The 25934-nt window shown below is 61.3% G+C and carries 22 protein-coding genes; 3 read left to right on the top strand and 19 right to left on the bottom strand.

What is annotated here, in order from left to right; genetic code table 11:
• Window positions 1-7: 7 nt before the first annotated feature.
• The 11 genes from ureC to urtA all read right to left on the bottom strand — a co-directional run bounded on the left by ureC (window position 8) and on the right by urtA (window position 10391).
• Window positions 8-1708, bottom strand: coding sequence for an urease subunit alpha (ureC, locus tag PSH90_RS02815; RefSeq protein WP_305382113.1), 1701 nt, complete (start codon window positions 1706-1708; stop codon window positions 8-10).
• Between the two features lie 139 nt (window positions 1709-1847).
• Window positions 1848-2153, bottom strand: coding sequence for an urease subunit beta (locus tag PSH90_RS02820; protein WP_095180936.1), 306 nt, complete (start codon window positions 2151-2153; stop codon window positions 1848-1850).
• Window positions 2150-2686, bottom strand: coding sequence for a GNAT family N-acetyltransferase (locus PSH90_RS02825; protein WP_236169796.1), 537 nt, complete (start codon window positions 2684-2686; stop codon window positions 2150-2152). The genes PSH90_RS02820 and PSH90_RS02825 overlap by 4 nt, the downstream gene beginning before the upstream one ends.
• Before the next feature lie 5 nt (window positions 2687-2691).
• Entirely contained in the window at window positions 2692-3225 is a 534-nt protein-coding gene (locus PSH90_RS02830; protein WP_305382115.1) for a GNAT family N-acetyltransferase, read from the bottom strand.
• 9 nt (window positions 3226-3234) lie between these two features.
• Complete coding sequence (gene ureA / locus PSH90_RS02835; RefSeq protein WP_003221215.1) at window positions 3235-3537, bottom strand: urease subunit gamma; 303 nt, start codon at window positions 3535-3537, stop codon at window positions 3235-3237.
• Window positions 3538-3764: 227 nt separating this feature from the next.
• Window positions 3765-4604 carry an urease accessory protein UreD gene (locus tag PSH90_RS02840; RefSeq protein WP_258707529.1) on the bottom strand — a complete coding sequence of 280 codons (840 nt, stop codon included), beginning with the start codon at window positions 4602-4604 and terminating at the stop codon, window positions 3765-3767.
• Between the two features lie 43 nt (window positions 4605-4647).
• Complete coding sequence (urtE, locus tag PSH90_RS02845) at window positions 4648-5346, bottom strand: urea ABC transporter ATP-binding subunit UrtE (protein ID WP_041480692.1); 699 nt, start codon at window positions 5344-5346, stop codon at window positions 4648-4650.
• 116 nt (window positions 5347-5462) lie between these two features.
• Window positions 5463-6332, bottom strand: a complete 870-nt coding sequence (gene urtD / locus PSH90_RS02850; RefSeq protein ID WP_370695112.1) for an urea ABC transporter ATP-binding protein UrtD — start codon at window positions 6330-6332, stop codon at window positions 5463-5465.
• A complete protein-coding gene (gene urtC / locus PSH90_RS02855) occupies window positions 6329-7408 on the bottom strand; it encodes an urea ABC transporter permease subunit UrtC (protein WP_056787639.1) in 1080 nt (359 codons plus the stop codon). Before urtC ends, urtD begins: the two co-directional genes overlap by 4 nt.
• On the bottom strand, window positions 7408-8910 hold the full coding sequence (gene urtB / locus PSH90_RS02860) for an urea ABC transporter permease subunit UrtB (RefSeq protein WP_122707780.1): 1503 nt from the start codon (window positions 8908-8910) through the stop codon (window positions 7408-7410). The genes urtC and urtB overlap by 1 nt, the downstream gene beginning before the upstream one ends.
• Before the next feature lie 215 nt (window positions 8911-9125).
• On the bottom strand, window positions 9126-10391 hold the full coding sequence (gene urtA / locus PSH90_RS02865; protein ID WP_056787644.1) for an urea ABC transporter substrate-binding protein: 1266 nt from the start codon (window positions 10389-10391) through the stop codon (window positions 9126-9128).
• A gap of 300 nt (window positions 10392-10691) precedes the next feature.
• On the opposite strand from urtA, the gene PSH90_RS02870 reads away from it, so the two are divergent.
• Window positions 10692-15560 (top strand): DUF4329 domain-containing protein, encoded by a 4869-nt coding sequence (locus PSH90_RS02870; protein WP_305382117.1) that lies wholly within the window; start codon window positions 10692-10694, stop codon window positions 15558-15560.
• 51 nt (window positions 15561-15611) lie between these two features.
• Here PSH90_RS02870 and PSH90_RS02875 read toward each other — a convergent pair whose 3' ends face one another.
• The 8 genes from PSH90_RS02875 to cbiE all read right to left on the bottom strand — a co-directional run bounded on the left by PSH90_RS02875 (window position 15612) and on the right by cbiE (window position 24061).
• Window positions 15612-16985 carry a PepSY domain-containing protein gene (locus PSH90_RS02875; RefSeq protein WP_305382119.1) on the bottom strand — a complete coding sequence of 458 codons (1374 nt, stop codon included), beginning with the start codon at window positions 16983-16985 and terminating at the stop codon, window positions 15612-15614.
• A gap of 144 nt (window positions 16986-17129) precedes the next feature.
• Window positions 17130-19250 (bottom strand): TonB-dependent copper receptor, encoded by a 2121-nt coding sequence (locus PSH90_RS02880; protein ID WP_305382120.1) that lies wholly within the window; start codon window positions 19248-19250, stop codon window positions 17130-17132.
• 84 nt (window positions 19251-19334) lie between these two features.
• Window positions 19335-19781 carry a DUF2946 domain-containing protein gene (locus tag PSH90_RS02885; RefSeq protein WP_150741639.1) on the bottom strand — a complete coding sequence of 149 codons (447 nt, stop codon included), beginning with the start codon at window positions 19779-19781 and terminating at the stop codon, window positions 19335-19337.
• Window positions 19782-19802: 21 nt separating this feature from the next.
• On the bottom strand, window positions 19803-20282 hold the full coding sequence (locus PSH90_RS02890) for a copper chaperone PCu(A)C (protein WP_252883100.1): 480 nt from the start codon (window positions 20280-20282) through the stop codon (window positions 19803-19805).
• A gap of 48 nt (window positions 20283-20330) precedes the next feature.
• Window positions 20331-20729 (bottom strand): DUF2946 domain-containing protein, encoded by a 399-nt coding sequence (locus PSH90_RS02895; protein WP_252883101.1) that lies wholly within the window; start codon window positions 20727-20729, stop codon window positions 20331-20333.
• Window positions 20730-21046: 317 nt separating this feature from the next.
• The gene (locus tag PSH90_RS02900) at window positions 21047-21763 is read right to left on the bottom strand and encodes a cobalt-precorrin-6A reductase (RefSeq protein ID WP_305382121.1); all 717 of its coding nucleotides are present in this window, start codon (window positions 21761-21763) and stop codon (window positions 21047-21049) included.
• Entirely contained in the window at window positions 21760-22857 is a 1098-nt protein-coding gene (locus PSH90_RS02905; RefSeq protein ID WP_252883103.1) for a cobalt-precorrin-5B (C(1))-methyltransferase, read from the bottom strand. Before PSH90_RS02905 ends, PSH90_RS02900 begins: the two co-directional genes overlap by 4 nt.
• Window positions 22850-24061: a precorrin-6y C5,15-methyltransferase (decarboxylating) subunit CbiE gene (gene cbiE, locus PSH90_RS02910; RefSeq protein ID WP_252883104.1), complete on the bottom strand. Its 1212-nt coding sequence runs from the start codon at window positions 24059-24061 to the stop codon at window positions 22850-22852. Before cbiE ends, PSH90_RS02905 begins: the two co-directional genes overlap by 8 nt.
• Window positions 24062-24286: 225 nt before the next feature.
• On the opposite strand from cbiE, the gene PSH90_RS02915 reads away from it, so the two are divergent.
• A complete protein-coding gene (locus tag PSH90_RS02915; RefSeq protein WP_252879361.1) occupies window positions 24287-24958 on the top strand; it encodes a hypothetical protein in 672 nt (223 codons plus the stop codon).
• Window positions 24882-25919 carry a hypothetical protein gene (locus tag PSH90_RS02920; protein ID WP_305382123.1) on the top strand — a complete coding sequence of 346 codons (1038 nt, stop codon included), beginning with the start codon at window positions 24882-24884 and terminating at the stop codon, window positions 25917-25919. The genes PSH90_RS02915 and PSH90_RS02920 overlap by 77 nt, the downstream gene beginning before the upstream one ends.
• Window positions 25920-25934: the final 15 nt, after the last annotated feature.

The raw sequence follows: 25934 nt of genomic DNA on the forward strand, positions 1-25934 counted from the left end.
GCCTTCATCAGAACAGAAAGTAGCGCTGCGCCATCGGCAGCGTTTCCGCCGGTTCGCACCACAGCAACACGCCATCGGCCTTGACCTGATAGGTCTGTGGATCGACATCGATGTTCGGCAGATAGTCGTTGTGGATCAGGTCGGTTTTCTGCACGTCTCGGCAGCCCTTCACCACAGCGATCTGCTTCTTCAATCCCAAGGCTTCCGGCAATCCGGCCTCCTGCGCCGCCTGGCTGATAAAGGTCAGGCTGGTGGCGTGCAGCGAGCCGCCGTAGCTGGCGAACATCGGGCGGTAATGCACCGGTTGCGGTGTTGGAATCGAAGCGTTGGCGTCGCCCATCAGGCTGGCGGCAATCGCACCGCCCTTGAGAATCAGCGTCGGCTTCACACCAAAGAACGCCGGGCGCCAGAGCACCAGATCGGCCCACTTGCCGACTTCGATCGAGCCGACCTCATGGCTGATGCCATGGGTGATTGCCGGGTTGATCGTGTACTTGGCGATGTAACGCTTGGCGCGGAAGTTGTCGTTGCCTGCGCCGTCCTGTGGCAGCGGGCCGCGCTGTTTTTTCATCTTGTCGGCGGTCTGCCAGGTGCGCGTGATGACTTCGCCGACGCGGCCCATGGCCTGACTGTCGGAGCTGATCATCGAGAACGCGCCGAGGTCGTGGAGGATGTCTTCGGCGGCAATGGTTTCGCGGCGGATCCGGCTTTCGGCGAAGGCGACGTCTTCGGCAATGCTCGGGTCGAGGTGATGGCAGACCATCAGCATGTCGAGGTGTTCGTCGATGGTGTTGCGGGTGAACGGCCGGGTCGGGTTGGTCGAGCTTGGCAGCACGTTGGGGAAGCCGCAGGCCTTGATGATGTCTGGCGCGTGGCCGCCACCGGCACCTTCGGTGTGATAGGTGTGGATGGTGCGGCCCTTGAACGCGCCAAGGGTGGTTTCGACGAAGCCGGATTCGTTGAGGGTATCGGTGTGGATCGCCACCTGCACATCGTACTGGTCGGCGACGTTGAGGCAGTTGTCGATGCTCGCCGGAGTGGTGCCCCAGTCCTCGTGCAGCTTGAGACCGATGGCACCGACCTTGACCTGTTCGATCAACGGCTCCGGCAGGCTGGCGTTGCCCTTGCCGGTCAGGCCGATGTTCATCGGAAAAGCATCGGCGGCCTGGAGCATGCGCGCCAGATGCCACGGGCCGGAGGTGCAGGTGGTGGCGTTGGTGCCGGTGGCAGGCCCGGTGCCGCCGCCGATCATGGTGGTGACGCCGCTCATCAACGCTTCTTCGATCTGCTGTGGGCAAATGAAGTGGATATGCGTGTCGATGCCGCCAGCGGTGAGGATCATGCCTTCGCCGGCAATCACTTCGGTGCCGGCGCCAATGGCGATGGTCACGTTGGGCTGCACGTCAGGGTTGCCGGCCTTGCCGATCGCGGCGATGCGCCCGTCTTTGAGGCCGACGTCGGCCTTGACGATGCCCCAGTGGTCGATGATCAGTGCGTTGGTGATCAGCGTGTCGACCACTTCGGCGGCGAGCAATTGGCTCTGGCCCTGGCCGTCGCGGATGACTTTGCCGCCACCGAATTTCACTTCTTCGCCGTAGGTGGTGAAGTCCTTTTCGACTTCGATCCACAGCTCGGTGTCGGCCAGGCGCACCTTGTCGCCGACGGTGGGGCCGAACATGTCGGCGTAGGCTTGTCTGGAGATTTTCATGGGCATGCCTTGAGATTCAATTGGGTCTGAAATCGCTCGCATTACTCGCTTTCGCGAGCAGGCTCGCTCCCACATTTGATCGCGTTCTCATGTGGGAGCGAGCCTGCTCGCGAAGGGGCCAGAGCGGGCACCGTGTTGTTTAGAGATCACCCATGATGCGGCCGGCAAAGCCGAACACCCGGCGATGCCCGGCGTAATCCACCAGTTCGACTTCACGACTCTGGCCCGGCTCGAAGCGCACCGCCGTGCCGGCGGGAATATTCAGGCGCATGCCGCGACTGGCGGCGCGATCGAAGGTCAGCGCGTCGTTGGTTTCAAAAAAGTGGAAATGCGAGCCGACCTGAATCGGCCGGTCGCCGCTGTTGGCGACTTTCAGGCTGAGGGTGCGACGGCCGACGTTGAGTTCGATGTCGCCGGGCTGGATCTGGTATTGGCCAGGAATCATCGCTGGGCTCCTTGCAGGACTTTGTAATAGAGCGCGGTCGGGCGATAGGTGCCGTTGGGGTCGCAGGCGTAATCAGGGATTTCGCCGGCGCGCACGTAGCCCAGCGCCTTGTAGAAATCTTCCGCCGGCGAGCCGGCTTCGGTGTCGAGATAGAGCATGCCGCGCTTGTGCTTGGGCGCTTCGAGTTCCAGCGCCTGCATCAGTTGCTGACCGAGGCCGCGCCGCCGGGCGTCTTCGCGTACCAGCAGCTTCTGCACTTCGGCGCGGTTCAGACCGTTGGCCTTTTGGCACAGACCCAATTGCACACTGGCCAGCACCTGCTCGTCCTTCACCACCACCCACAGCAGCGTGCTGCCCTTGTTGATGTTGTCCTGCACCTCATCGAAATATGCGCGCGCCTGCACCTCATCGAGGTCGGCCATAAAACCGACGCTGGCGCCGTAACCGACGGCGTCGAGCAGCAGATCGATCAGGCCCTGGCGATAGTGGGCAAAGCTTTCAGCGTTGACGCGGCGCAACTGGGCGGCGTTCATCGACATCACTCCTTGTGAGTATCCGGCGGCTGTGCGCCGGGACTGAGGGTCAACTGCATGAAGGTCAGATCGAGCCAGCGGCCGAACTTGGTGCCGACTTGCGGCATCTGCCCGGTGACGCTGAAACCGGCGCGCTCGTGCAGGCCGATCGACGCGGCGTTGCCACTCTCGATGGCAGCGACCATGACGTGTTTACCGCAGGCGCGGGCGCGTTCGATCAACGCGGTCATCAGTTGCGGGCCGAGGCCGTTGCCGCGTTGATCGCTGCGCACGTACACCGAGTGCTCGACGGTGTGGCGGAAACCGTCGAACGGCCGCCAGTCGCCGAACGAGGCGTAACCCAGCACCGCGTTGTGGCTGTCGACGATCACCAGAATCGGGTACGCCTGCAACTGACGCGCGTCGAACCATGCCTGGCGATTGCCGAGGTCGACCGCTTGTTCGTTCCAGATCGCCGTGGTGTTGAGCACGGCGTCGTTGTAGATGTCGCGGATCGCCGGCAGGTCGGCCCGGGTTGCATCGCGAATGGCGTAAGTCATGGCGCGGCCTCAGACGATCGGCTGGTGAACGGTGACCAGTTTGGTGCCGTCGGGGAACGTCGCCTCGACCTGGATTTCCGGGATCATTTCCGGGATGCCTTCCATCACTTGTTCGCGGCTGAGCAGGGTGGTGCCGTAGTGCATCAGCTCGGCCACGGTCTGGCCGTCGCGGGCACCCTCCAGCAGCGCGGCGGAGATGTAGGCCATGGCTTCCGGGTAGTTGAGTTTTACGCCACGGGCCAGCCGCCGCTCGGCGACGAGGCCGGCGGTGAAGATCAGCAGCTTGTCTTTTTCGCGTGGGGTCAGGTCCATGGTTCGGGTTCCATCAGGGCAGATTCGGGTGGCTCTCGAGAAGTGTGGGGTGCCAGTTGGAGCAGCCCCTCACCCTAGCCCTCTCCCGAGGGAGAGGGGACTGATCTTGGTTGTTTTCAATGGCCAATTCAGTCAGCAATATTCGTTCAGGCAGATAAATTTATTTCAGACGACTCGGTCAGGCTCCCTCTCCCTCCGGGAGAGGGCGGGGGGTGAGGGTCGGGGTTTCAGGTGCTCCATATTCTTGGCGCGATAGCCTCGCGCCCCAGCAGCGCAGGTCTGAGCAATCGCCACAAATCGATGAGCCAGGCGCGGGCGAGCAACGCCTCACTGGCCAGGCAACGAGCCACCAGCAGTCCCGGCAATTGCGTCAGATCCCCGCGCACCTCATGCCCCAGCGAGCGGCATCGCTCCAGCAGCTCGGCGTCTATCTCACCGGTCACCAGCATCGTCGCGAACACCGGTTGCCCATCCAGCCCGATTGGCGAGTCGAGCAAACCATCGTTGCCGACAATGCGCTGCCGTTCGTGCCAGAGCAACCGACCGTCGCGGCGGATGTCCAGGTGCGCCTGAAAATGCCCGAGGTCAAAACGCTCGCCGCTGGCCGGCCGACCGAGCGCCACCACGTCCCAGTAGAACAGCCGCGCATCGCCTTCAAGCTCGATCGTTGTGGTCAACTCGGCCTGCGCGGCGCTGTAGACGATGGTTTCCTGCGGCAGCCATTCCAGTGTCGCACCGGCAGCGACTTTCAAGTCGAGCTGTTGATACGCCGGCCCACCCGCGCGATACCACTTGGCGGCGCCGGGGCTGGTGATTTGCGCCCAGGCGTTGTGTTCGACGCGGGCCTTGATGTCCAGCCGATCACCACCGGCAATTCCGCCCGGCGGATGGACGATGATGTGCTGGCAGACTTGCGGGCCTTCGGCGTACAGATGCTTTTGCACGCGCAGCGGGCCGAGGTGGCGGCGCATGACCGGACGCGTGCAATCGCCGAAACGCGCGTAGGCCAGTTCCAGCTCGGCGTGCCAGCTCGGGGTAAACAGGGCAGGTGCAACAATCGAATTCATGGTTTGTGATTATCGTTAGGAAGCTACAGATTAGACCGGCGCGTTAGATCGTGACCAGCCCGCGTACACCCTCGGCCTCCATATTTTCACCGCGACCCTGCTGAACGATCTCGCCCCGCGACATCACCAGGTATTGATCGGCCAATTCTGCAGCAAAGTCGTAGAACTGCTCGACCAGCAGAATCGCCATGTCACCGCGCGCCGCGAGCTGCTTGATCACCGCGCCGATTTCCTTGATCACCGACGGTTGAATGCCTTCGGTGGGCTCATCAAGAATCAGCAGGCGCGGGCGGCTGGCCAATGCCCGGCCGATCGCCAGTTGCTGTTGCTGACCACCGGACAGATCGCCGCCACGGCGCTGCTTCATTTGTAGCAGCACCGGGAACAATTCGTAGATGAAACCCGGGACTTCTTTGGCTTCGCTGCCGGGAAAACGCGACAGGCCCATCAACAGATTCTCTTCCACCGTCAGGCGCCCGAAGATCTCACGGCCCTGCGGCACGTAGGCGATACCAGCATGCACGCGCTGATGCGGTTTGAACGTGGTGATCGGTTTGCCTTCCCAGTTGACCGCGCCTTCCTTGGCCGGCAGCAGGCCCATCAGGCATTTGAGCAGAGTGGTCTTGCCCACGCCGTTACGCCCGAGCAGGCACGTGACTTCGCCGACTTTCACCTCGAAGCTGAGGCCGCGCAGGATGTGGCTACCGCCGTAGTACTGATGAAGTTGTTGGACTTGTAGCATCGGAACTCCGTTAGTTGGGCTTCAAGCCGCAAGCCGCAAGCTGCAAGCAAGAGCAGTGCTGTTTATGACTTTGCTTTTATTTGCTGCTTGAAGCTTGTCGCTTGCAGCTGGCCGATTCATCGGCCGAGGTAGACCTCGATCACCCGCTCGTTGTCCTGCACTTGCTCAAGCGAGCCCTCGGCCAGAACGCTGCCCTGATGCAGCACCGTGACGTGGTCGGCAATCGAGCCGACAAAACCCATGTCGTGCTCGACCACCATCAACGAATGCTTGCCCGCCAGCGATTTGAACAGCTCGGCAGTGAACTCGGTTTCGGCGTCGGTCATGCCCGCCACCGGTTCGTCGAGCAGGAGCAGTTGTGGGTCCTGCATCAGCAGCATGCCGATCTCGAGGAACTGCTTCTGGCCGTGGGACAGTAGGCCGGCCTGGCGATTGACCGAGGTGGTCAGGCGAATCGTCTCAAGCACTTCGCTGATGCGGTCCTTCTGTTCGCCGCTCAGGCGTGCACGCAAACTCGCCCACACCGACTTGTCGGTCTTCTGCGCCAGCTCAAGGTTTTCGAACACGCTCAAGGCTTCGAACACCGTCGGTTTCTGAAACTTGCGGCCGATGCCGGACTGGGCAATCTGCACTTCGCTCATCTGCGTCAGGTCCAGGGTTTCGCCGAACCAGGCCTTGCCGTGACTGGGCCGGGTCTTGCCGGTGATCACGTCCATCAGCGTGGTCTTGCCCGCGCCGTTGGGGCCGATGATGCAGCGCAGTTCGCCGACGCCGATGTACAGGTTGAGATTGTTCAGCGCACGAAAGCCGTCGAAGCTGACGCTGATGTCTTCCAGGGTGAGGATCGTGCCGTGACGCGTATCGAGGCCGGGGCCGACGCGCTGGCCGAGGCCGATCGAGTCGCGGCTGGTGCCTTCGTCCTTGTTCGGTTCGACGGGGAAAAACGCCGGCTCCAGCATGAATTCAGCACTCGCCGTGACTCTCATTGTTCACCTCGTTTCTTCAGCAGACCGATCACGCCCTTGGGCAGGTACAACGTCACGACGATGAACAGCGCGCCGAGGAAGAACAGCCAGTATTCCGGGAAGGCCACGGTGAACCAGCTCTTCATGCCGTTGACCACGCCGGCGCCGAGCAGCGGTCCGATCAGCGTGCCGCGCCCGCCAAGGGCGACCCACACCGCCGCTTCGATCGAGTTGGTCGGCGACATTTCGCTGGGGTTGATGATGCCGACCTGCGGCACATAAAGCGCTCCGGCCAGACCGCACAGCACCGCACTCAGCACCCAGACGAACAGCTTGAAACCGCGCGGGTCGTAGCCGCAGAACATCAAACGGTTTTCCGCATCGCGCAACGCCGTCAGCACCCGACCGAACTTGCTCTGCGCCAGGCGCCAGCCGATGAACAGGCTCGCCACCAGCAGCAACACCGTGGCCAGAAACAGCACCGCGCGAGTGCCCGGTTCGGTGATGCCGAAACCGAGGATCGTGCGGAAATTGGTGAAGCCGTTGTTGCCACCGAAACCGGTTTCGTTGCGGAAAAACAGGAGCATGCCGGCGAAGGTCAGGGCCTGGGTCATGATCGAGAAATACACGCCTTTGATCCGCGAACGGAAGGCGAAGAAGCCGAACACCAGCGCCAGCAACCCCGGCGCCAGCACCACCAGACACATGGCCCAGAGGAAGCTGCTGGTGCCGGTCCAATACCACGGCAATTCGCTCCACGACAGGAAAGTCATGAACGCTGGCAAGCCATCGCCGGCGGCCTGACGCATCAGGTACATGCCCATCGCATAACCGCCGAGGGCGAAGAACAGGCCGTGGCCCAGCGACAGCAGGCCGGCATAGCCCCAGACCAGATCCAGCGCCAGAGCAACGATGGCGTAGCAGAGGATTTTGCCGACCAGCGTCAGCGTGTAGGCCGAGACGTGCAGGGCGTTGTCCGGCGACAACAACGAGAGCAGCGGCAGAACGATCAGCAGCGCGAGGATCACCCCGCCGACCGCGAGCGTGACTTTCGGCCCGGCCTTTTGTGTGGCCGTGACTAACAGAGGCTGGTTCATCAGTCGATCACCCGTCCTTTCAGTGCGAAGAGGCCTTGCGGACGTTTCTGAATGAACAGAATGATCAGCGCGAGGATCAGGATCTTGCCGAGCACCGCACCGATCTGCGGTTCGAGAATCTTGTTGGCGATCCCTAAGCCAAATGCGGCGAGCACGCTACCGGCCAATTGGCCGACTCCGCCGAGCACCACCACCAGGAACGAGTCGATGATGTAGCTCTGGCCAAGGTCGGGACCGACGTTGCCGATCTGGCTCAGCGCCACGCCGCCCAACCCGGCGATGCCCGAGCCGAGGCCGAAGGCGAGCATGTCGACGCGCCCGGTCGGCACGCCGCAGCAGGCGGCCATGTTGCGGTTCTGGGTGACGGCGCGCACGTTGAGGCCGAGGCGGGTTTTGTTCAGCAACAGCCAGGTCAGCACCACCACGAACAATGCGAAAGCGATGATGACGATGCGGTTGTACGGCAGCACCAGATTGGGCAGCACTTGGATGCCGCCGGACAGCCACGCCGGGTTGGCGACTTCAACGTTCTGCGCGCCGAACAACAAACGTACAAGCTGAATCAGCATCAGGCTGATGCCCCAGGTTGCCAGCAGGGTTTCCAGTGGCCGACCGTAAAGGTGGCGGATGACCGTGCGCTCCAGCGCCATGCCGATGGCGGCGGTGACGAAAAACGCCACCGGCAGCGCGATCAGCGGATAGAACTCGATGGCTTGCGGCGCGTAACGCTGGAACATCAACTGCACGACGTAGGTCGAGTAGGCACCGAGCATCAGCATCTCGCCGTGGGCCATGTTGATCACCCCGAGCAGGCCGAAGGTGATCGCCAGGCCGAGGGCCGCGAGCAGCAGAATCGAGCCCAGCGACATGCCGCTGAAGGCCTGGCCGAGCACTTCGCCGATCAGCAGCTTGCGCTTGACCTGAGCGAGGCTGGTTTCGGCGGCGGTGCGCACGCCGGCATCGCTTTCCACCCCGGGCTCGAGCAGGCCTTCGAGGCGTGTGCGTGCCAGCGGGTCGCCGGTTTCACCGAGCAGACGTACCGCCGCGAGGCGCACCGCCGGGTCGCTGTCGACCAGTTGCAGATTGGCCAGCGCCAGGCTCAAGGCGGCATGCACGCTTTCATCTTTTTCCCCAGCGAGTTGCCGGTCGAGAAATTTCAGCTGCGCGGGTTTCGCGCTTTTCTGCAATTGCTGCGCGGCGCCCAGACGGATCTTGCTGTCAGCGGCGAGCAATTGATGGCTGGCCATCGCGGTGTCGATCAGACCCCGCAGGCGATTGTTCAAGCGCAGGGTTTTCGCTTGGCCGTCGATCGTCAGCTCGCCTTGCTGCAGGGCGTTGAGCAATTCGATACGCGCCGGATCGGGCTGCGCGGCCCAGGCTTCCAGCAGTTTGGCCTGTTGCATCGGATTGGCCGCGACGAAGTCTTCGGCATCGCCGGCGTGGGCCAGGAGTGGCAGCAACAGTGCGATGGCGAGAAGTACGCGGTGTATGGCAGTGGGCATTAGTGGTGTCCTGTTCAACCGCCCCCTCACCCTAACCCTCTCCCGGAGGGAGAGGGGACTGACCGAGGTGTCTGGACGATGTGCTGCGACCTGCGAACTTGAGTCGAACTCAGGGTTTGAAGAGCATGAAGATCGGCTCCCTTTCCCCCTCTCCCTGAGGGAGAGGGCTGGGGTGAGGGGGAAGTCTCATGCTCGCCTCAAAAACTGAATTCGCCTCAGTTGCTCTTCACCGCATAATCCGGCTTCTTGTCGTTGCCCTGAATGAACGGGCTCCATGGTTGCGCGCGGATCGGGCCTTCGGTCTGCCACACGACGTTGAACTGCCCGTCGCTCTGGATTTCGCCGATCATCACGGGCTTGTGCAGGTGGTGATTGGTCTTGTCCATGGTCAACGTGTAACCGGACGGCGCAGCAAAGGTCTGCCCGGCCAGTGCTTCACGAACCTTGTCGACGTCAGTGGATTTGGCTTTCTCGACCGCCTGTGCCCACATGTGGATGCCGACGTAGGTGGCTTCCATCGGGTCGTTGGTCACGGCTTTATCGGCGCCCGGCAGGTTGTGTTTCTTCGCATAGGCTTTCCAGTCCGCGACGAATTTCTTGTTCGCAGGATTCTCCACCGACTCGAAGTAGTTCCACGCCGCGAGGTTGCCCACCAGCGGTTTGGTGTCGATGCCGCGCAGTTCTTCTTCGCCGACCGAGAACGCCACCACCGGTACGTCGGTGGCTTTCAGGCCCTGGTTGGCCAGCTCTTTATAGAACGGCACGTTGGAGTCGCCGTTGACGGTGGAGATGACCGCAGTCTTGCCGCCGGCGGAGAATTTTTTGATGTTGGCAACGATGGTCTGGTAATCGCTGTGACCGAACGGCGTGTAGACCTCTTCGATGTCTTTGTCGGCCACGCCTTTGGAATGCAGGAACGCGCGCAGGATCTTGTTGGTGGTGCGCGGGTAGACGTAGTCGGTGCCGAGCAGGAAGTAGCGCTTGGCGCTGCCGCCTTCTTCGCTCATCAGGTATTCAACGGCGGGGATCGCTTGCTGATTCGGCGCGGCGCCGGTGTAGAAGACGTTCGGCGACATCTCTTCGCCTTCGTACTGCACCGGGTAGAACAGCAGACCGTTGAGTTCTTCGAACACCGGCAATACCGATTTGCGCGATACCGACGTCCAGCAACCGAACACCACCGCGACCTTGTCCTGGGTCAGCAGCTGTCGGCCCTTTTCAGCGAACAGCGGCCAGTTGGAAGCGGGGTCGACCACCACCGGCTCGAGCATCTTGCCGTTCACACCGCCCTTGGCGTTGATCTCGTCGATGGTCATCAGCGCCATGTCCTTGAGCGACGTTTCGGAGATCGCCATGGTCCCGGACAACGAATGCAGAATCCCGACCTTGATGGTCTCGGCGGCCTGGACAGTCCAGGTCATGCCCATCGCGGCAATGGATGCCGTGAGTGTGAAAGCCTTGATCAAACTGCGACGCTTCATTGTGCGATCTCCATGAACATTCGATTTTTTCTGGTTGGCAGATGCGGACGACTGAAGCTGTGTTTTGCAAAGGCTGTGCCCGGTCGCGTTCAGGCAAGAAAATGTCGTGCCAGAGCGCTTGCGTGCTGAATGCGTGCACCAGGAGGGGACGGCAGGCGGGCGATGGTGCGTCGAGTTGCGCCAGATTGGGGCGCCCGCTGGCACTCAGATGCGGATACAAAAGCGATAACCCTGTACCACAGCTCGAGAAAACCGACGGGCCACACTCAGTTGCTCATCCGATTCTCAGCGCAGGTTTTTATGAGTCATGTCTCAGGCCGATCCGGTCGTACCGCAAGTTCTTCAGCAACGTTCAAGCTGCCCCCACTGAGCCCGGCTTTTCTGACTGAAGAAGACGCCGCCTATTGGGTGCACACACGAATTCCACTCAACCCGGACAAAGAGTACGGCAGCGTGATCCTGCTGCGACCGGACGGGAAATTCCTCGCCACCTCTCCCATCGCAGGTGAAGCCACGCGCTTCGACTTCGGCACGATTGTGCAGACCGATGCGCTTGGCGGCATGCTCCATCCGTTGGGCTACCGATGTATTGCCAGCGTACACAGCCATCCGCCGCTACATGACCAGTTCCGCAATGGTAATCGGCGTCAGGATGAAACCCTGCTCAGGCTGTTCATGAGCTTCTATTCAGGCGGCGATTTCATTGGCGATGTGTCGGCGCGGGATTTTTTCCGCAGCGCTTACCTTTCAGGCCCGGATGGCAGCTTGCTCAAATACGTCTCGAGCGGCTCGCCCGAGGAGCGCGACTACTTCCTCTGGCAGCAATCCGGCGGGCCGGCCGGGCATCCGGCGGGGGCCTATGACGTGATGGCGGTGATCAACAGGCTGGCGACCGTGGGTGAACTCAAAGTCATTGTTTCGAATGCCGACTGGGGCTACTCGGTGGGGCGCGTACCTGCGGACTGGAAGGCCGGCGCGTCGTTCTCCGCGGGTGTGGTCACCGAACTGCCGCTGATGACCCGGGTATGCGTCAATGCCGAACGCGCCGTGCTTGCCGCCTTGAAATCCAGAGGCGCACAGACGACGGGCCTGATATTGAAAAAATTGATTGGCGAGGAGTATGTCGCCACCCATGCGCGCCCGGCCGGACTGGCTGCATGGGATCCTGAGCGAATATTTCCGGTTGATGCCCAAGGGCAATTGCAGCTGCCGAGGGGGTATTTGCTGGAGGGCTTCTACTTCGCCTCGCGGCCCGACCCTGCGCAGTTTCCACCCGCTCAGCCGTGGCTCTACGAGAACTTCTTCACGCCCCGGGAGATCGCCGTCGCTATCGAAGCGAATGCCCGCAGCAAACATCTGGCGAAAGCGGGACATGCGTTGTCGCTGTACATGCGGGCGCAGGATCATGCGATGTTGAAGTACCGCTTCAGCGGCGATTCGATCGAAGCGGCACTGAGCGTTACGCAGTCGGACGGCACGGTCGGTGACAATGGGGTGCAGGCAAGGCTGGCGGCCGGCACACTGGATACCCGGGCATTTGTCTCGATGCTGGTACTGGCTGGCACCCTGGAGGTCGTGCGCGGCAGTGCGCTGTGGGCGCATCTGGGGCCGGTGGATCTGCAATGGCAACCCTTCGCGAACTTCCCCTGGCCGCGATTGAGCGGCGCTTTTCTGTGCGCCGATGATGCCGCTCGTCATGCCCATGAACTCGCCGGCCTGCGCCGTGACAAACCGTACGCCGGGTATGTTTTTCAGCGCAGCGACAAGCGTTTCGTGGTGACCGAACCGTTGCCGGGAGATATCGACACGCTCAGTCAGGGCAGGCTTTATCCGATGGACAATCATGGGCGTCCGGTCTTTCCCGACGACCATGCGCTGCACGCCCGTTACGTCTCTCACATTGCCATGTCGCAACTTTTGCCGGTGGATACGGAGCTTTTTGGCTGGGCGTATCAGGAAGCGGCTGTGAGCTTGCAGATGTTGAGTGTGGCGGAGGTCAGGCAAGTCCTGCTCGACGAGATTGCCTTGTATGTCAGCGCGGCGCCGGACAGCCTCGTCAGGTATGAGGTCATCGGATCTGCGGGCTCCACGGAATTGGCCCGGCGCCTGGGCACGCGCCAGCATCCGGGCGCCCTGGCGCTGGAACTGGACAGCGGCCGTAAACGCCCGCAGGACTTCATACGTGAACAGGCAGCGGCCGGACGTTTAACGGTTCTGATCGATAATGAACTGTGGGGCTATCGCGGGCGGGTGCCGGCTACCTGGTCGCTGCGCACCACGCCCGCGCCTTTGCCCGTGCCGCAGTTGCCGGTGGTGCAACTGCCGCCGCTTCTGTATCCCCAGCCGGACAGAGACAAGCCGATCCTGCCCAAACCCACGCCACTCCCGCAGCCGCAAATACCGTTGCCGCCGCTGACGTTGCCGTTGCCCTGGAAACGCCTGGAAGGTGTGGCATTCGGCGCGATTTTCCCCTCGGCGGATGAGGCTGCACGGGACCGATGCATGGGGGACTTTCGTCCACAGGGCGAAACGCGCGCGTACTTCGGCTTCATTCTCAGGCACAAGAGCCGGCCAGAGTATGTGGCTACCGAGCTGGTGCCCGTCAGTGATCAAGGCAAAAATCTGTTCAGGCTCGATTCGGTTTTCGCCGACCTGCCCTCAGAGCCCTGGCATGCGTTGCCCGAGGGCTTCGAACTGCACGGCAATTTCTACGCATCGCAACGTGCCGGTGATCCGACGAAAAGCCCGGATGAATGGCTGGCGCATTACTTCATCTCGCCGGACCACCTGACAGCCTCGATGTATTACGGCGGCCGGCGCCCGGTCATGGTGTCGGACGCTCCCGCAGCGCTTTATATCGCCGTGCGCGATGGTGCTTTGCTCAAATATGTGTGGAGCAAGTCCAGCAAACTGTTTCATGACGCCTCGTCCCAGCGCACGCTTGAACAGATCAAAAGCGATCTGGCCGCTGGCAACCGTCTACCGACCGACTTTATCCATGAGGTCGCCAGCAGCGGCGAGCTGTCCGTCATGCGCACCGGTCTGTGCTGGGACCGGGCGGGGCTGGTGCCAGCCACCTGGCAACCGTACGCAAATCTCGAACGGCGCCGGCTCGGTCCGGTCTTTCTGACGGCTGACGACGCGGCCGTCCACGCCAGGACACTCGTGCCTCTGGTGACCGACAGGGTGCATGGCGGGCTGATTCTGGAGACGGTCGATAAGCGCTACGTCGCCACAGTGCCTGTTGAAGTCAGCCATGAGGATTTTGATTTCACCGATATCTGCCCTGAGGAAAGTCGCGCCGCCGGATTGTTTCCTGCGGGTTGTCGCGTCGTGGCGCGGTACCGCTCGCGCGTCGCCCAAGAGGTGTCATTGGTCTTGGCGCCTGTGCAAAAGCAGGTGTACCAGAACGTGTTTTCGGTCGAGGTGCTGGAGTCGGCGTTCAACAAACGCGGCATCAAAGAGGAATACCGGGTGGCGGCGGACGGTTCGCTGGTTCGCTACACACCCGCCCCACGGGATGAATACCTGTTCTGTCCGGATGGCGCGGTGATTGGCTATCGGCCGCAAGCCGAACTGCTTTCGCAGCTGCTTGATCAGGGCGAGCGGCTGTCCGTCGTCGATGCAAAAGCGATAAGACAGCGCCTGCGCAATCGGCAATTGAAACCCGTCGAATGGGTGAACGAGCTGGCCAGGGCCGGACGTCTGTGGGTGGTCGCCGCAAGCGCGATCTGGGGGCAACCGCGCCAGATTATCCAGTGGGCACCATACTCCGGGGATCTGTTGCCGGCCGCAGATTATGACAAGGCGTTGAGCAGCCCGGTCGGCAGCCCGCTGTTCATCCAGGCAGACGCTGCCGCGCGGTACGCTCATCAATTCTCCTCGAGCAGAGATACGCAGACCTTCGGCTACGTTTTGAACGGCCCGGAGGGTCTGTTCGTGTCCACTCTGCCAGTTGCGGTGCAGCGTTCGGGGTTGGCGCTGGATCGGGTTTTCGAACAGGGCAAGCTGCCGCCAGGCTGCAGTCTGAGCGCCATTTATTTGCGAGCAGCGCTGCCACCGCTGGGCGCGCGGGCGGACGATATGCGGCACTTTTTTCTGCTGCCCAACGATGTCCAGGCAGCCTGCGCATGGGCCAACACGCCCCAGGGGTACCGGCCGATCTACTTCTCCTGCGCCGATGGCGCGTTGTTGAAATTGCAACTGCATGCATTCGAGCCCGGCACTTTCTACGATGAGTTCGGGCAAGTGCAACTGCGCCCCAATGCCTTTGTGTCGAAGGTGGAAGCGGCGGTCGATGAGCGGGGCATTGCCAGTGGTACGTTCAGATTTGTCGACTATGTCCAACGGATGGCTCATGCCGGCCGACTTGAGGTAATTGAAACCAGTGAATACTGGTCGCGGCATGGTCAGGTGGATGAACACTGGCAGCCACGGCTGACCGAGATGTCCAGTGAGCAACGCTGGCGCGAGCATCCGGCGCCAGCGCTGGGACCTGTCTTTCATCATCCCGATGATGCCGCCTGCCATGTTCATGGGCGGGTAGCCGGCCAGGCGGTAATAGGCACCGGTTATGAGAGTGCGATTCTGGCGAACCCGTCCAGCCGTCGCTTCGTTCCGCTTGAGCCGATCGTGTATTTGGCCAACGAGGACAATCCGCTGTTGCGCATACTGCGTACCGTCGCGGATCCGGCTGTCAGTTGGCGCGATCCGGCGCCGCGCTATCCCGAGGGTTACTCGGTGATGGCCACCCATCAATTGCATGTCTCGGGCAACACCACGCTGGCGGCGGACGTGGATCAGGTCTATGCCAATTACGCTGCGCCTTCGCTGGTGCATGCGCACACCCATGCACCCACGGAAAAAGGCCTGCATATCCTGCACTACTACTATTCAACGCCGCACGATGTGCTGCTCAAGTACACACCTGTGTATTCAAGGGCGGAAAGAGATCTGTTGCTGACCCGCTCAGCTACTTTCGAGGGCGGACGCTGGATCAGCCGGCTGAGCCCTGGAGAGTTTCTTTCGCGGCTTATGGCGCTGGGTGAGTTTCGGGTGCTGATCGGCGGTTATTACTGGCGCCAGACCGGCCGCATGAACACTACCTGGCGAAGCCGTCGTCAGCAGACCCCGACACCCGGAACCGTGCGCTTGCGCGACGAGTTGTAAGTGAAATGAATGAACAGGCGTGGGCCGCCGCAACGGCCCGCGCCCGTCACATCAACGCTGCACCTGCGCGGAACGCTCGCCAAGTCGGGGCACGAGAAACCGGTCGAGCAACCAGACCACCACCAGCGACGCCCCCACCAGTGGAAACACCACCGCCAGCACCAGCATGATCGCCACGCCGGTTTTCCACTTCGGCAGGTCATGGCGCAGCGGCGGCACACCGAATTTGCCTTCAGGCCGACGCTTCCACCAGATCACCACGCCGCTGACGGCGCTGAGCAGAATCATCAGGCAGATCAGCAGCACGACAATCTGGTTGAAGGTGCCGAACATCTTGCCTTCGTGCAGCATCACGCCGATTTCCGTGGCGCGCGCGACGGTGCCGTAGTGCTCGAAGCGGACATCGGCGAGGACCTTGCCGGTGTACTGATCGACGTGCAGGGTGGCGTCGTTGCGCGGGTCATCAGCGAACACGGCAATGGTGAACACGCCGGTGGCGGTGGTCGGCAGGGTGATGCTGTAGCCGGGTTCAACCTTGCGTTCACTGGCGATGTTCTGCACGTCCTGCAGGCTGATCGCGGGTGCTGCGGGGCCGGCATGGGCATTGCCGTGATTCATGTGTTCGGCGTGGTCGCCGGACATCGGCATCGGCGTATTTTCCATAGCCCATGGCACGGTCTGGCGGGTCGCGCTGTTGAGGCTGCGTGCCTCGATGTCGGAGGTCGGCACGTTGTCCCACATCGCTGCCGGAAACACGTTCCACACCTGCGCGTATTGCTTGCCCCAGAAACCGGTCCAGGTCATGCCACTGAGCAACATCACCAACAGCAATGTCGCGCCCCAGAAACCGGTGACGGCATGCAGATCGCGCCACAACACTCGACCGCGGCTGTTCAAACGCGGCCATAGAATGCCCGCCGCCTGACCGCGCGGCCACCACAGGAACAGCCCCGAGACCACCAGCACCACGCCCCAGCCAGCGGCCATTTCGATCAGGCGATCGCCGACTGTGCCGATCATCAATTCGCCGTGGATCGCACGGGCGATGGCTTGCAGATTCTGCTTGGCATCCTGCTCGCCGAGGATGTCGCCGTGGTACGGATCGACGAACACGTTGAGTTCATGACCGGCGTTCTTCACCACGAATTGCGCGCTGCGCTCAGCATTCACCGGCGGCAGGTACTGGGTGACCTGACCTTGCGGGTAAGCGCTTTTCACCCGTTGCAGCAAGTCATCGGCCGGCACCGTGTGGTGCCCGGCCGGTACCTCGAGCAGGCTGCTGTACATCAGCGAATCGAGCTGCGGTTTGAACAGATAAATGATCCCGGTCAGGGCCAGCATCACCATGAACGGCGCGACGAACAGCCCGGCATAGAAATGCCAGCGCCAGGCCAGGTTGTAGAAATTGGGTTGAGGCTTTTGCATCACGTGTGCTCCGCTGGGCTTGGTTCTTTTCGTTGTCTGTTTACCTGTGGGAGCGAGCCTGCTCGCGAAGCGGTTGTTCAGTCGATATCAATGCCGACCGTGGCGCCGTCTTCGCGAGCAGGCTCGCTCCCACATGGGTGGGTGTCAGAAACTCATATCCACTTTGGTCCAGAGCGTGCGCCCCGGTTCATTGAGCGCTTGCGGGTCGTTGGCCGGATAGCCGAAGCCGGCATTGCCGGCCAGATTCAGGTGTTCGGCGTAGGCTTTGCCGAACAGGTTGTCGACGCCGCTGCTGACTTTCCAGTGCTGGTTAATGCGGTACGCGCCGTTGAGCGAGAACACGCCGAAGCCCGAGCTCTGGGCGTAATCCTTGCCGACCACGTTGCCCTTGTTCGCGTCGATGCGGTGCTGCGCGGCGACCACTCGCCACAATGCGCCGGCGCTCCACTTGGCCTCGCTGTAGGTCAGGCCGAAGCGCGCATCCAGCGGCGGCATCTGCGGTAATGCCGAGCCGTCACTGCTGTTCTTGCCCCAGGCATAGGCCAGGGTCGCATCGGCTTTCCAGTTGTCGGTCAGGTTGTAGGCAGCTCCGAGTTCGCCACCCATGATCCGCGCGTCGATGTTCTCGGCGCGCGAGGTGCTCATGCCCATCATTCCCGGCGTGTAGTCGAACAGGATGTAATCGCGTACCACACCGATGTAACCCGAGGCCCAGGCTTCGAGGTCGGCGCTCTTGTAGTTCACGCCGAAGTCGAACTGCGTGGTCTTTTCCGGTTTGATCGAGTCGAACGCGTTGACCGATCCTGCCGGGCCGGACTTGGGCGAAAACAACTCCCAGTAATCCGGGAAGCGTTGCGCGTGGCCGAGGCCTGCATAAAGCGTGGTCGGGCTGTCGGTCAGATCGTGTTCATAGCGCACGAAGCCACTGGGCAGCGTGTCGGCGCGGGTGTCGTCGGCGGTCGGGTTGGGGCGGGACATCATCCCCGACCCTGTGGTTTGCCGGTAATCCTTCGCCGAAGCACGGTCGACACGGGCGCCAGTGATCAAGCGATCACGCTCGGCGGCGTACCAGGTCATTTCGCTGAACACACCGTAATTGTGGAAATCGGCGTCCTTGCTGTAAGGCAGGTCCTTGTAGGTATCGATGCCCATTGAGCTGCGCTGACGGTGCTCGTTGGTCTGTGCGTCGAGGCCGGTGATCAGCTGAACATCAGCCCAGCGCCAGGTTGCTTTGATCCGTGCACCGAGGGTACGACGGTCGACGTTGGACGCCATCGGTCCCGCCATCATGCCGGTGCCGGACGGCGTGCGCAGGGTGTAGTTGTCCATCACATGGTCGGCGTAGTTGAAGTAGACCTGCGCTTCCAGTTTTTCCAGCACCTCGCTGATGTTGGATTTTTCCAAGCGCAGACCGAGGCTCTCGCGCAGGAATTGCGAACCGTCCATGCCGCGCCCGGCATACCGCGCCTCGCCATCGCCCTTGCCGGCGGTGAGTTCGATCAGGGTGTCGGCATCCGGCGTCCAGCCCAGTGCGACATCGCCGTTCCACTTGTCGTAGCGCGAGGCGACGATGTCGTTGTTGCCGTCGCGATAGTCATCGGAATGCGCAGTGTTGCCGATCACCCGCACGTAACCCAGAGGACCGCCGGCAGCGGCGTCGACAACCTTGTCGAAACGCCCATGCGAGCCGGCCAGGAGGCTGGCGTTGACGCGCGTGCCGAGTTCGCCGAAGTTCTCCGGCTCACGGTCGAACAGCACCGTACCGGCCGATGCGCCCGGCCCCCACAGGACAGTCTGCGGACCTTTGATCACGGTGAGTTTGTCGTAGGTTTCCGGCGAAATGTACGAGGTCGGCGCATCCATCCGGCCAGGGCAAGCGCCGAGCATCATGCTGCCGTTGGTGAGGATGTTCAGCCGCGAACCGAACATGCCGCGCAGCACCGGATCGCCGTTGGTGCCGCCATTGCGCACCAGAGCGAAGCCGGGAATGGTCTTCAGGTAATCGCCGCCGTCACTGGCCGGCACCGGTTGGCGCGGATCCTTGGGGTTGGTGACGATCGTCAATGGTGAGCTTGGAGCGATGGCAGTGATCACCGTCGGGCTCAGTTCATGTTCATGGCCGGCGTGAGCGTCGGCCAGCGCCAGCGGTGTCAGCAGTACGCCGCAAAGGACGGCAATAGCGTGCCTGCAACGAATCGGCGATTCATTCAGGGCAAAGTGCGCGCGGGCAGATTCCGCGCAGGGGACAGCAGTAAACCTGGACATGACAATTTCCATCGAACAGTCGTAAACACCACGGTCGGCAGCCTGGCGCTGTCTTCTCAACCGTGTGCAATCAGAGGTGTGTGTTTACGCGGCGATGGGCGGGGCGCGGGTGCGGGCCCCGGGGAAGAAGGGTTGGCGGGCATGGCCCAGACGCGGGGAGGGTGTGGTGAAGGTGTTGGGTGGCGGGATGTTGAAAGCGACGAAATCGCCGCCGCCGGTCAGCGCCGGGCAATTGAACAGCAAGCTGCAATAGCCGCACTTTTCCCACAGCACGTGGTGCGAAGATTGCGGCGGGCAATGCTCGGCAGCAGGCTGGGCGTCATGGCCGCTGTGATCCATGCCGGGCATGTCCATCGACATGTCCATGCTCATTGGCATCGACGTCGAGGCGTGCTGATCCATCGGCATCGACTGAGAAATCAGTGGACCGATGAAGATCATCAACATGGCGAACAGGGCGATCCAGCTGCCACGCGTCAGGGCTTGAGTCTGACGGTGATGCGGGACGGGCCTGGCGCGCAACGGACGCATGGGCGAAGTCAGCCGAAGCAGTTACTGAGCGTGCACGTGGCCCTGGGCGGATTCCGGCGCTTTCTTCTGCACGGCAACTTCAACGCTGACGTCACCTGCCTTTTCGAAATGCAGGGTCATCGGGAAGCGCTTGCCGTCACTGAGCAGGCTGCGATCGCTCGGGTTGAGCAGCATCACGTGATAAGCCATCGGCGCGAAGGTCACGGTGCCGCCGGCGGGGATTTGCACGCTTGGCACCTGCTGCATCTTCATCAGATCGCCCTGCATGACGTGCTCGTGCAACTGCGCTTGTGCAGCGATGGGCGAGTCGACACTGAGCAGGCGATCGGCGTTCTTGCCGGTGTTGTGAATGATGAAGTAGGCGGCGACGGTCGGCGCATTCGGCGGCAGTTCCTGCGACCACGGATGGGCGATTTCCAGCGCACCCACCTTGTATTCGTGGGCATGGGCGAAGCACGCCGGCAAAAGCAGCGCAGCGAGGACGAAGAGTTTCTTCAACATGGCAGTTCTCCAGAACGATTTGAAACGCGGATTCAGGGCGCGAACCAATCAGACCAGAGGGGAGGCACGGGGATTGAGACTCGGCCATTGCTGGCGCGGCGTCGGGGTTTGCAGGGGGACGGGCGCAACGCTGCGGTTGCTTTCAAATTGCGCGAAATACAGCTGCGGCGAATGCCCCGGCAGTGCCAGCAATGGCGCCCCACCTGAGCAACACCAGCAGTGCTGCATATTCGAATGGTTGTCGTTTTGCGGGGCCTTCTGATCCGTGGCACCGATGTCGATCGCCACCATCTTCATGCCGCCGCCGGTGCAGAAACTGCTCCAGAGTATCTGCTCGGCCGGTGAACTGGCCGCCTGCGCCATCGCCCCGCTCAGCGGCATGGCGAGCATGTTGAACAGCACTGCAAAGCAGGCGATCCAGGCAAATGCTAACCGGCGTCGGTTCATGGGACAGGTCCGTTGGGTGGGCGATCAGGCGCGGCCCATTTAGCCTGATCAGGGCCGATAAGTAAAAAAGCGTCGTGCGGTTTGGTGTCGCATTGAGCTGTTAAAGGAGTGTAGCTACTTGAATTTGCAGTGCCAGACCTGACGCCTTCGCGGGCAAGCCCGCTCCCACAAATTTTGTGAGTGTGCACAGATATCAGCAACATCCACGGTTCCTGTGGGAGCGAGCCTGCTCGCGAAAGCGATTTGTCAGACACTGATGGGCTGCCGGTGCTGACGTCTTCGCGAGCAGGCTCGCTCCCACAAAGGGCCGTGCCGATTCAGTGGGAAAGGGCAGCGAGGACTTCAGCGACTGATTCAAACTCCCGATCAACCCCCGGCAACCCCGGGCGCTTCAACACCAGCACCGGCACGCCACGCTCGCGCGCCACTTCAAGCTTCGGCTCAGTCGCGGTGCTGCCGCTGTTCTTGCTGATCAATACGTCGATCTGCCGGCGCTCGAACAGCGCTCGCTCGTCTTCCAGCAGAAACGGCCCACGGGCGCCGATCACTTCGCAGCGCGCGTTGCCGGGATAAACGTCGAGAGCGCGCAGAGTCCAGAACTGGTGGGCGGGGATTTCGTCGAGGTGTTGCAGCGGTTCACGGCCGAGGGTGAACAGCGGGCGGTGGAACGGTTCCAGGGCGGCGATGAGTTCGGCCCAGTCACTGACCTCGCGCCAGTCATCGCCTGCTTGCGGTTGCCAGGCGGGCCGGCGCAAGGCCCAGCAGGGAATGCCGGCGAGCTGTGCCGCGCGGGCGGCGTTGGCGCTGATTTGTGCGGCGTACGGATGCGTGGCGTCGAGCAGCAGATCGACGCCTTCATCGGCGATGAACTGCGCCAGACCCTCAGCGCCGCCATAGCCGCCGACCCGAACCTGGCAGCGCAAATCGCTCGGCACCCGGCCAACGCCGGCGAGGCTGTAGATATGTTGTGGGCCGAGCGTGCGGGCAATCGCCAGCGCTTCAGTCACGCCGCCGAGCAGCAAGATCCGTTTCATGCAAAACCTCCGGCGTGCCCGACAATCCCGCCCTGACGATCAATGGCAAACACCTCGACCTGCACCTGTGCCGGCACCACGCTACGGGCGAAATTCAGCGCATGGCGACAAACCTCATCCCCTAAAGCGATGCCCGCCGCACTGGCCATGGCCAGGGCTTGTTGGCTGGTATTGGCTTCGCGAATGCCTTGTTGCAATGCCGCATCCGCGCCAATCACCGCCGCCCACTCGGCCAGTTGCGGCAAGTCGATGCTCGAATGCCGTGAGTGCAGATCCATATGCCCGGCGGCGAGTTTGCTGATCTTGCCGAAGCCGCCGCACAGGCTGAGTTTATCCACAGGCACTTTGCGCAGATGCTTTAGCACCGCACCGACAAAGTCACCCATTTCGATCAGGGCGATTTCCGGCAGCTCATAGACCCGGCGCATGGTGTCTTCGCTGGCGTTGCCGGTGCACGCGGCGATGTGCAGATAACCATTGGTTTTCGCCACGTCGATGCCCTGATGAATAGAGGCGATGTAAGCGGCGCAGGAAAATGGCCGGACGATGCCGCTGGTGCCGAGGATCGACAGGCCGCCAAGAATGCCCAGCCGTGGGTTCATGGTTTTCAGCGCCAGTTCTGCGCCGCCCTCGACATTGACTGTGACTTCGAAGCCGCCGCCGTAATCGGTTTCGGCGGCGAGCAAGGCCAGGTGATCGCTGATCATTTTGCGCGGCACCGGATTGATCGCCGGCTCGCCGACGGCCAATACCAGACCGGGTCGGGTCACCGTGCCGACGCCGACACCGGCGTTGAAGTGGATTCCCGGTTCGGCAGACAGTCGCACCTGTGAATAGAGCAGGGCGCCGTGAGTGACGTCAGGGTCATCGCCAGCATCCTTGATCGTACCGGCCTCGGCGCCGCCCTCGCTCAAGCGGCAGAACTCCAGGCGCATCTGCACCTGTTTGCCCTTGGGCAGCGTGATCTGCACCGCGTCGGCGCTGATGCTGGTGAGCAACAGGCGCGCGGCGGCGAGGCTGGTGGCGGTGGCGCAGCTGCCGGTGGTGAGGCCGCTGCGCAGGGGCGCGGGCTGTTCGGCGGTTTCGTCACGCATCGAGGGGTTTGACCAGTTCCAGCAGGGTGATCGGCAAGGCCTGACGCCAGGTATCGAACTCGCCGAGCGGTTGCGCCTGGGCGACATGAATGCGCGTCAGCTCACCGCCGTATTGTTCGCGCCAGTGCATCAGGGTGACTTCGCTTTGCAGGGTCACGGCGTTGGCCACCAATCGGCCGCCGGGCTTGAGCTGGTCCCAGCAGGTTTCGAATACACCCTCACGGGTGACGCCGCCGCCGATGAAAACAGCGTCTGGACGTTCAAGGCCATTGAGCGCTTGCGGCGCCTTGCCGCGAATCAGGTGCAAGCCGGGTACGCCCAGCGCATCGCGGTTGTGTTCGATCAATTGCTGACGGCCCTCGTCGGCCTCGACCGCGATGGCACGACAGCTCGGGTGCGCACGCATCCACTCGATGCCGATCGAACCGCTGCCGGCGCCGACATCCCAGAGCAGTTCGCCGGGCTTCGGCGCCAGGCGGGCGAGGGTGATGGCGCGTACGTCGCGCTTGGTCAGTTGGCCGTCGTGACGGAACGCCGAATCGGGCAGACCGGCGAGGCGTGACAGGCCGGTAACACCGGGTTCGGCCAGACACTCGACAGCGATAACGTTGAGATCGGCAATCGGCGCATTTTCCCAGTCACTGGCGCTGCGATCGATCCGCCGCTCGGCGTCGCCGCCCAAATGCTCCAGAATTGTCATGCGACTTGGGCCGAAACCACGTTCGCAGAGCAATTGCGCAACGGCGGCCGGGCTGCTGCCGTCATTGCTCAGCAACAACAGACGCACGCCGCTGAACAGATGCGCATTGAGCGCCGCCAACGGACGCGCCACCAGCGACACAATCGTCACCTCCTGCAACGGCCAGCCCAGGCGCGCCGCCGCCAGTGCGCAGGACGAAGGGGCGGGGATGATCGCCATCTCGGCGCTCGGCACCTGACGCGCCAGGCTGGCACCGACGCCGTAGAACATCGGATCACCGCTGGCCAGCACGCAGACCGGCTCGCCACGCGACTCGAGCACCGGCGCGAGGGAAAACGGACTCGGCCACAATTGCCGCTCGCCGCCGATGCACGGCGGCAGCAGATCCAGCTGACGCTGGCCGCCGACGATCCGCGAGGCGCCCATCAGAGCACGCCGGGCGTTCTTGCCCAGGCCTTTGAAGCCGTCTTCACCAATACCCACAACGGTCAGCCAATCGCCCATTTCATACTCCAGATCCTGCGTCCAGCGAAGCGGGCGACATGATAACGCGACAATCGATAACTGGCTGCTGTCCTTTTTTCAGGAGCGCCGACATTGAATGTTTACATTGTCTTTTGTGATTTTTCGAGTTCTTCGCAAGTATTGAATTGGCGTTCCGCTGGAAGTGCTTGTGGCTATCCGGAAGGTACTTTTTTAGTAAATTGAATAATCGAATGGATAATTGAAATGAGCGATGTTTTGAACAGTATCTCAGCACTGCCCGACCAAGGCAGTGCGACGGTGATGGGGAATAATCTGTTGTCCTACTTTTCCGGGTTGACTGCGGAAGATAAACGATTCGTCAAGGACAGTATGCGCTGGGCAGAATACAGAGCCGATTTGCGTCATGACAGAAACAGTGAGCCAGCTGCTTGGTTCGAATATTATTCCGGGGTGCTTTGGTCTGTCGGCTGGAGCCTGGAGCAAGCTCCGGTAATCCATGTTGACAAGAACTTTACCGGCAATGCGCTGGACGTCTGGGCGCGATCCTTGTCGCAACAACTAAGTCGGGAGAAAGTCGGGCTAATGAAGGAAGCGTTCCATATGCTTGAGACACATTCGGACGCCATAGACGTATTTAGAGGCAGCGCTCGGGAATGGAGCGATTTTCGTTTTTCTCCTGCTCAGTACAATTTCAATAGTGAGTTGGAGATTGTCGTTAGTAACGTTCGCTTGCTTGATGCGAAGTGGTCCTCTACCTATTTGTTCTGGACTATTCAGCATACGGGGTCGGAGCTTGATATCCGCTCCAGGCGCTTTTTGATCAGGTCTGCCGCGATAAATGAAAATCGGCTTCAGTTGGCTGCTGCAGTGCTTGATATGCGCACGCGTGAAATTGAGTTGGCTCGGGGCGCTTGATGTTAGTTGTTCAGCTTTGTTTGATGGTTTGTATGACGGTCTGAAATTAAATGCATGGATTTTCGATTTGATTAACTCCGGTGCTGTGGTTAGTTTGTTTTCCACACCAAGTCGGTGTTTTAACCAAGAAAGGAATCCATTTATGACTGAGCTGAATAAAGATGTAATCTCCGCTGTTGAACGGTTTAGTTTGATTGCACAAACCAATGAGTTTATCGCTGCGCAGCCAGTGCTGCGCTCGCGTTCGGCAAGTGTTGGCAGTAGCTTTCCGGTTGATAAAGATGAACTGAATGCTGCAGTCATGGGCTCGGGTATTGCAGGCTTTGATGCAAGCATGTCCAAGCGCAGCAAGCGAATCGTTAAAAACACCTACATGTATGCCGATCTGGTTGCCTTGCTCAAATATCCGGCGTCCAACCAAAAGGAACAGCGCTATAACGAGTTTATGCGATTGATGAAACTGGCTGGCTGGTTTGCTTTCAGCCAGCCTTATAATCGATATACCGCTACTTCGCAAAAATTGACCATGGATAATGTTGTCCTGTCTGTTCTGCATACCGCTGTTGGTGCAGCAGTAGGACAGGGCCAGGCAGCCCTTAAAGTATTGTCCTCTGTGGCAGATGCGACCATGGATGCACTGAAAAATGAACCACAGGCCCTGACGCTGTTCGAGAACAACTCGAAGAAAGCCGAAGGTGGCAACTTTTGCATGAGTGCGGCTTCGCAGGATGATGAGGGTGGTATCACCCTGGCAATCGCTGCTGTGCAATATCTGGCTTCGGCTCAACCTACCAAAGTACTGTTTGTAGAATGGGCAACATCTGCTGTGGAGATTTATAACGCCGGCGCCACGATGTATATGGATGAGGAAGACTATGCAATGGTAGAACCATTGATTGTCAAGGCTCTGACTGAGCAACGTGAGAAAGCGCTCAGCTACGAATTTGGCCAGTCGGTCTGAAAGTGATTAATGCCA

It is taken from the genome of Pseudomonas sp. FP1762 (genome assembly GCF_030687105.1).
Lineage (GTDB): Bacteria > Pseudomonadota > Gammaproteobacteria > Pseudomonadales > Pseudomonadaceae > Aquipseudomonas > Aquipseudomonas siliginis.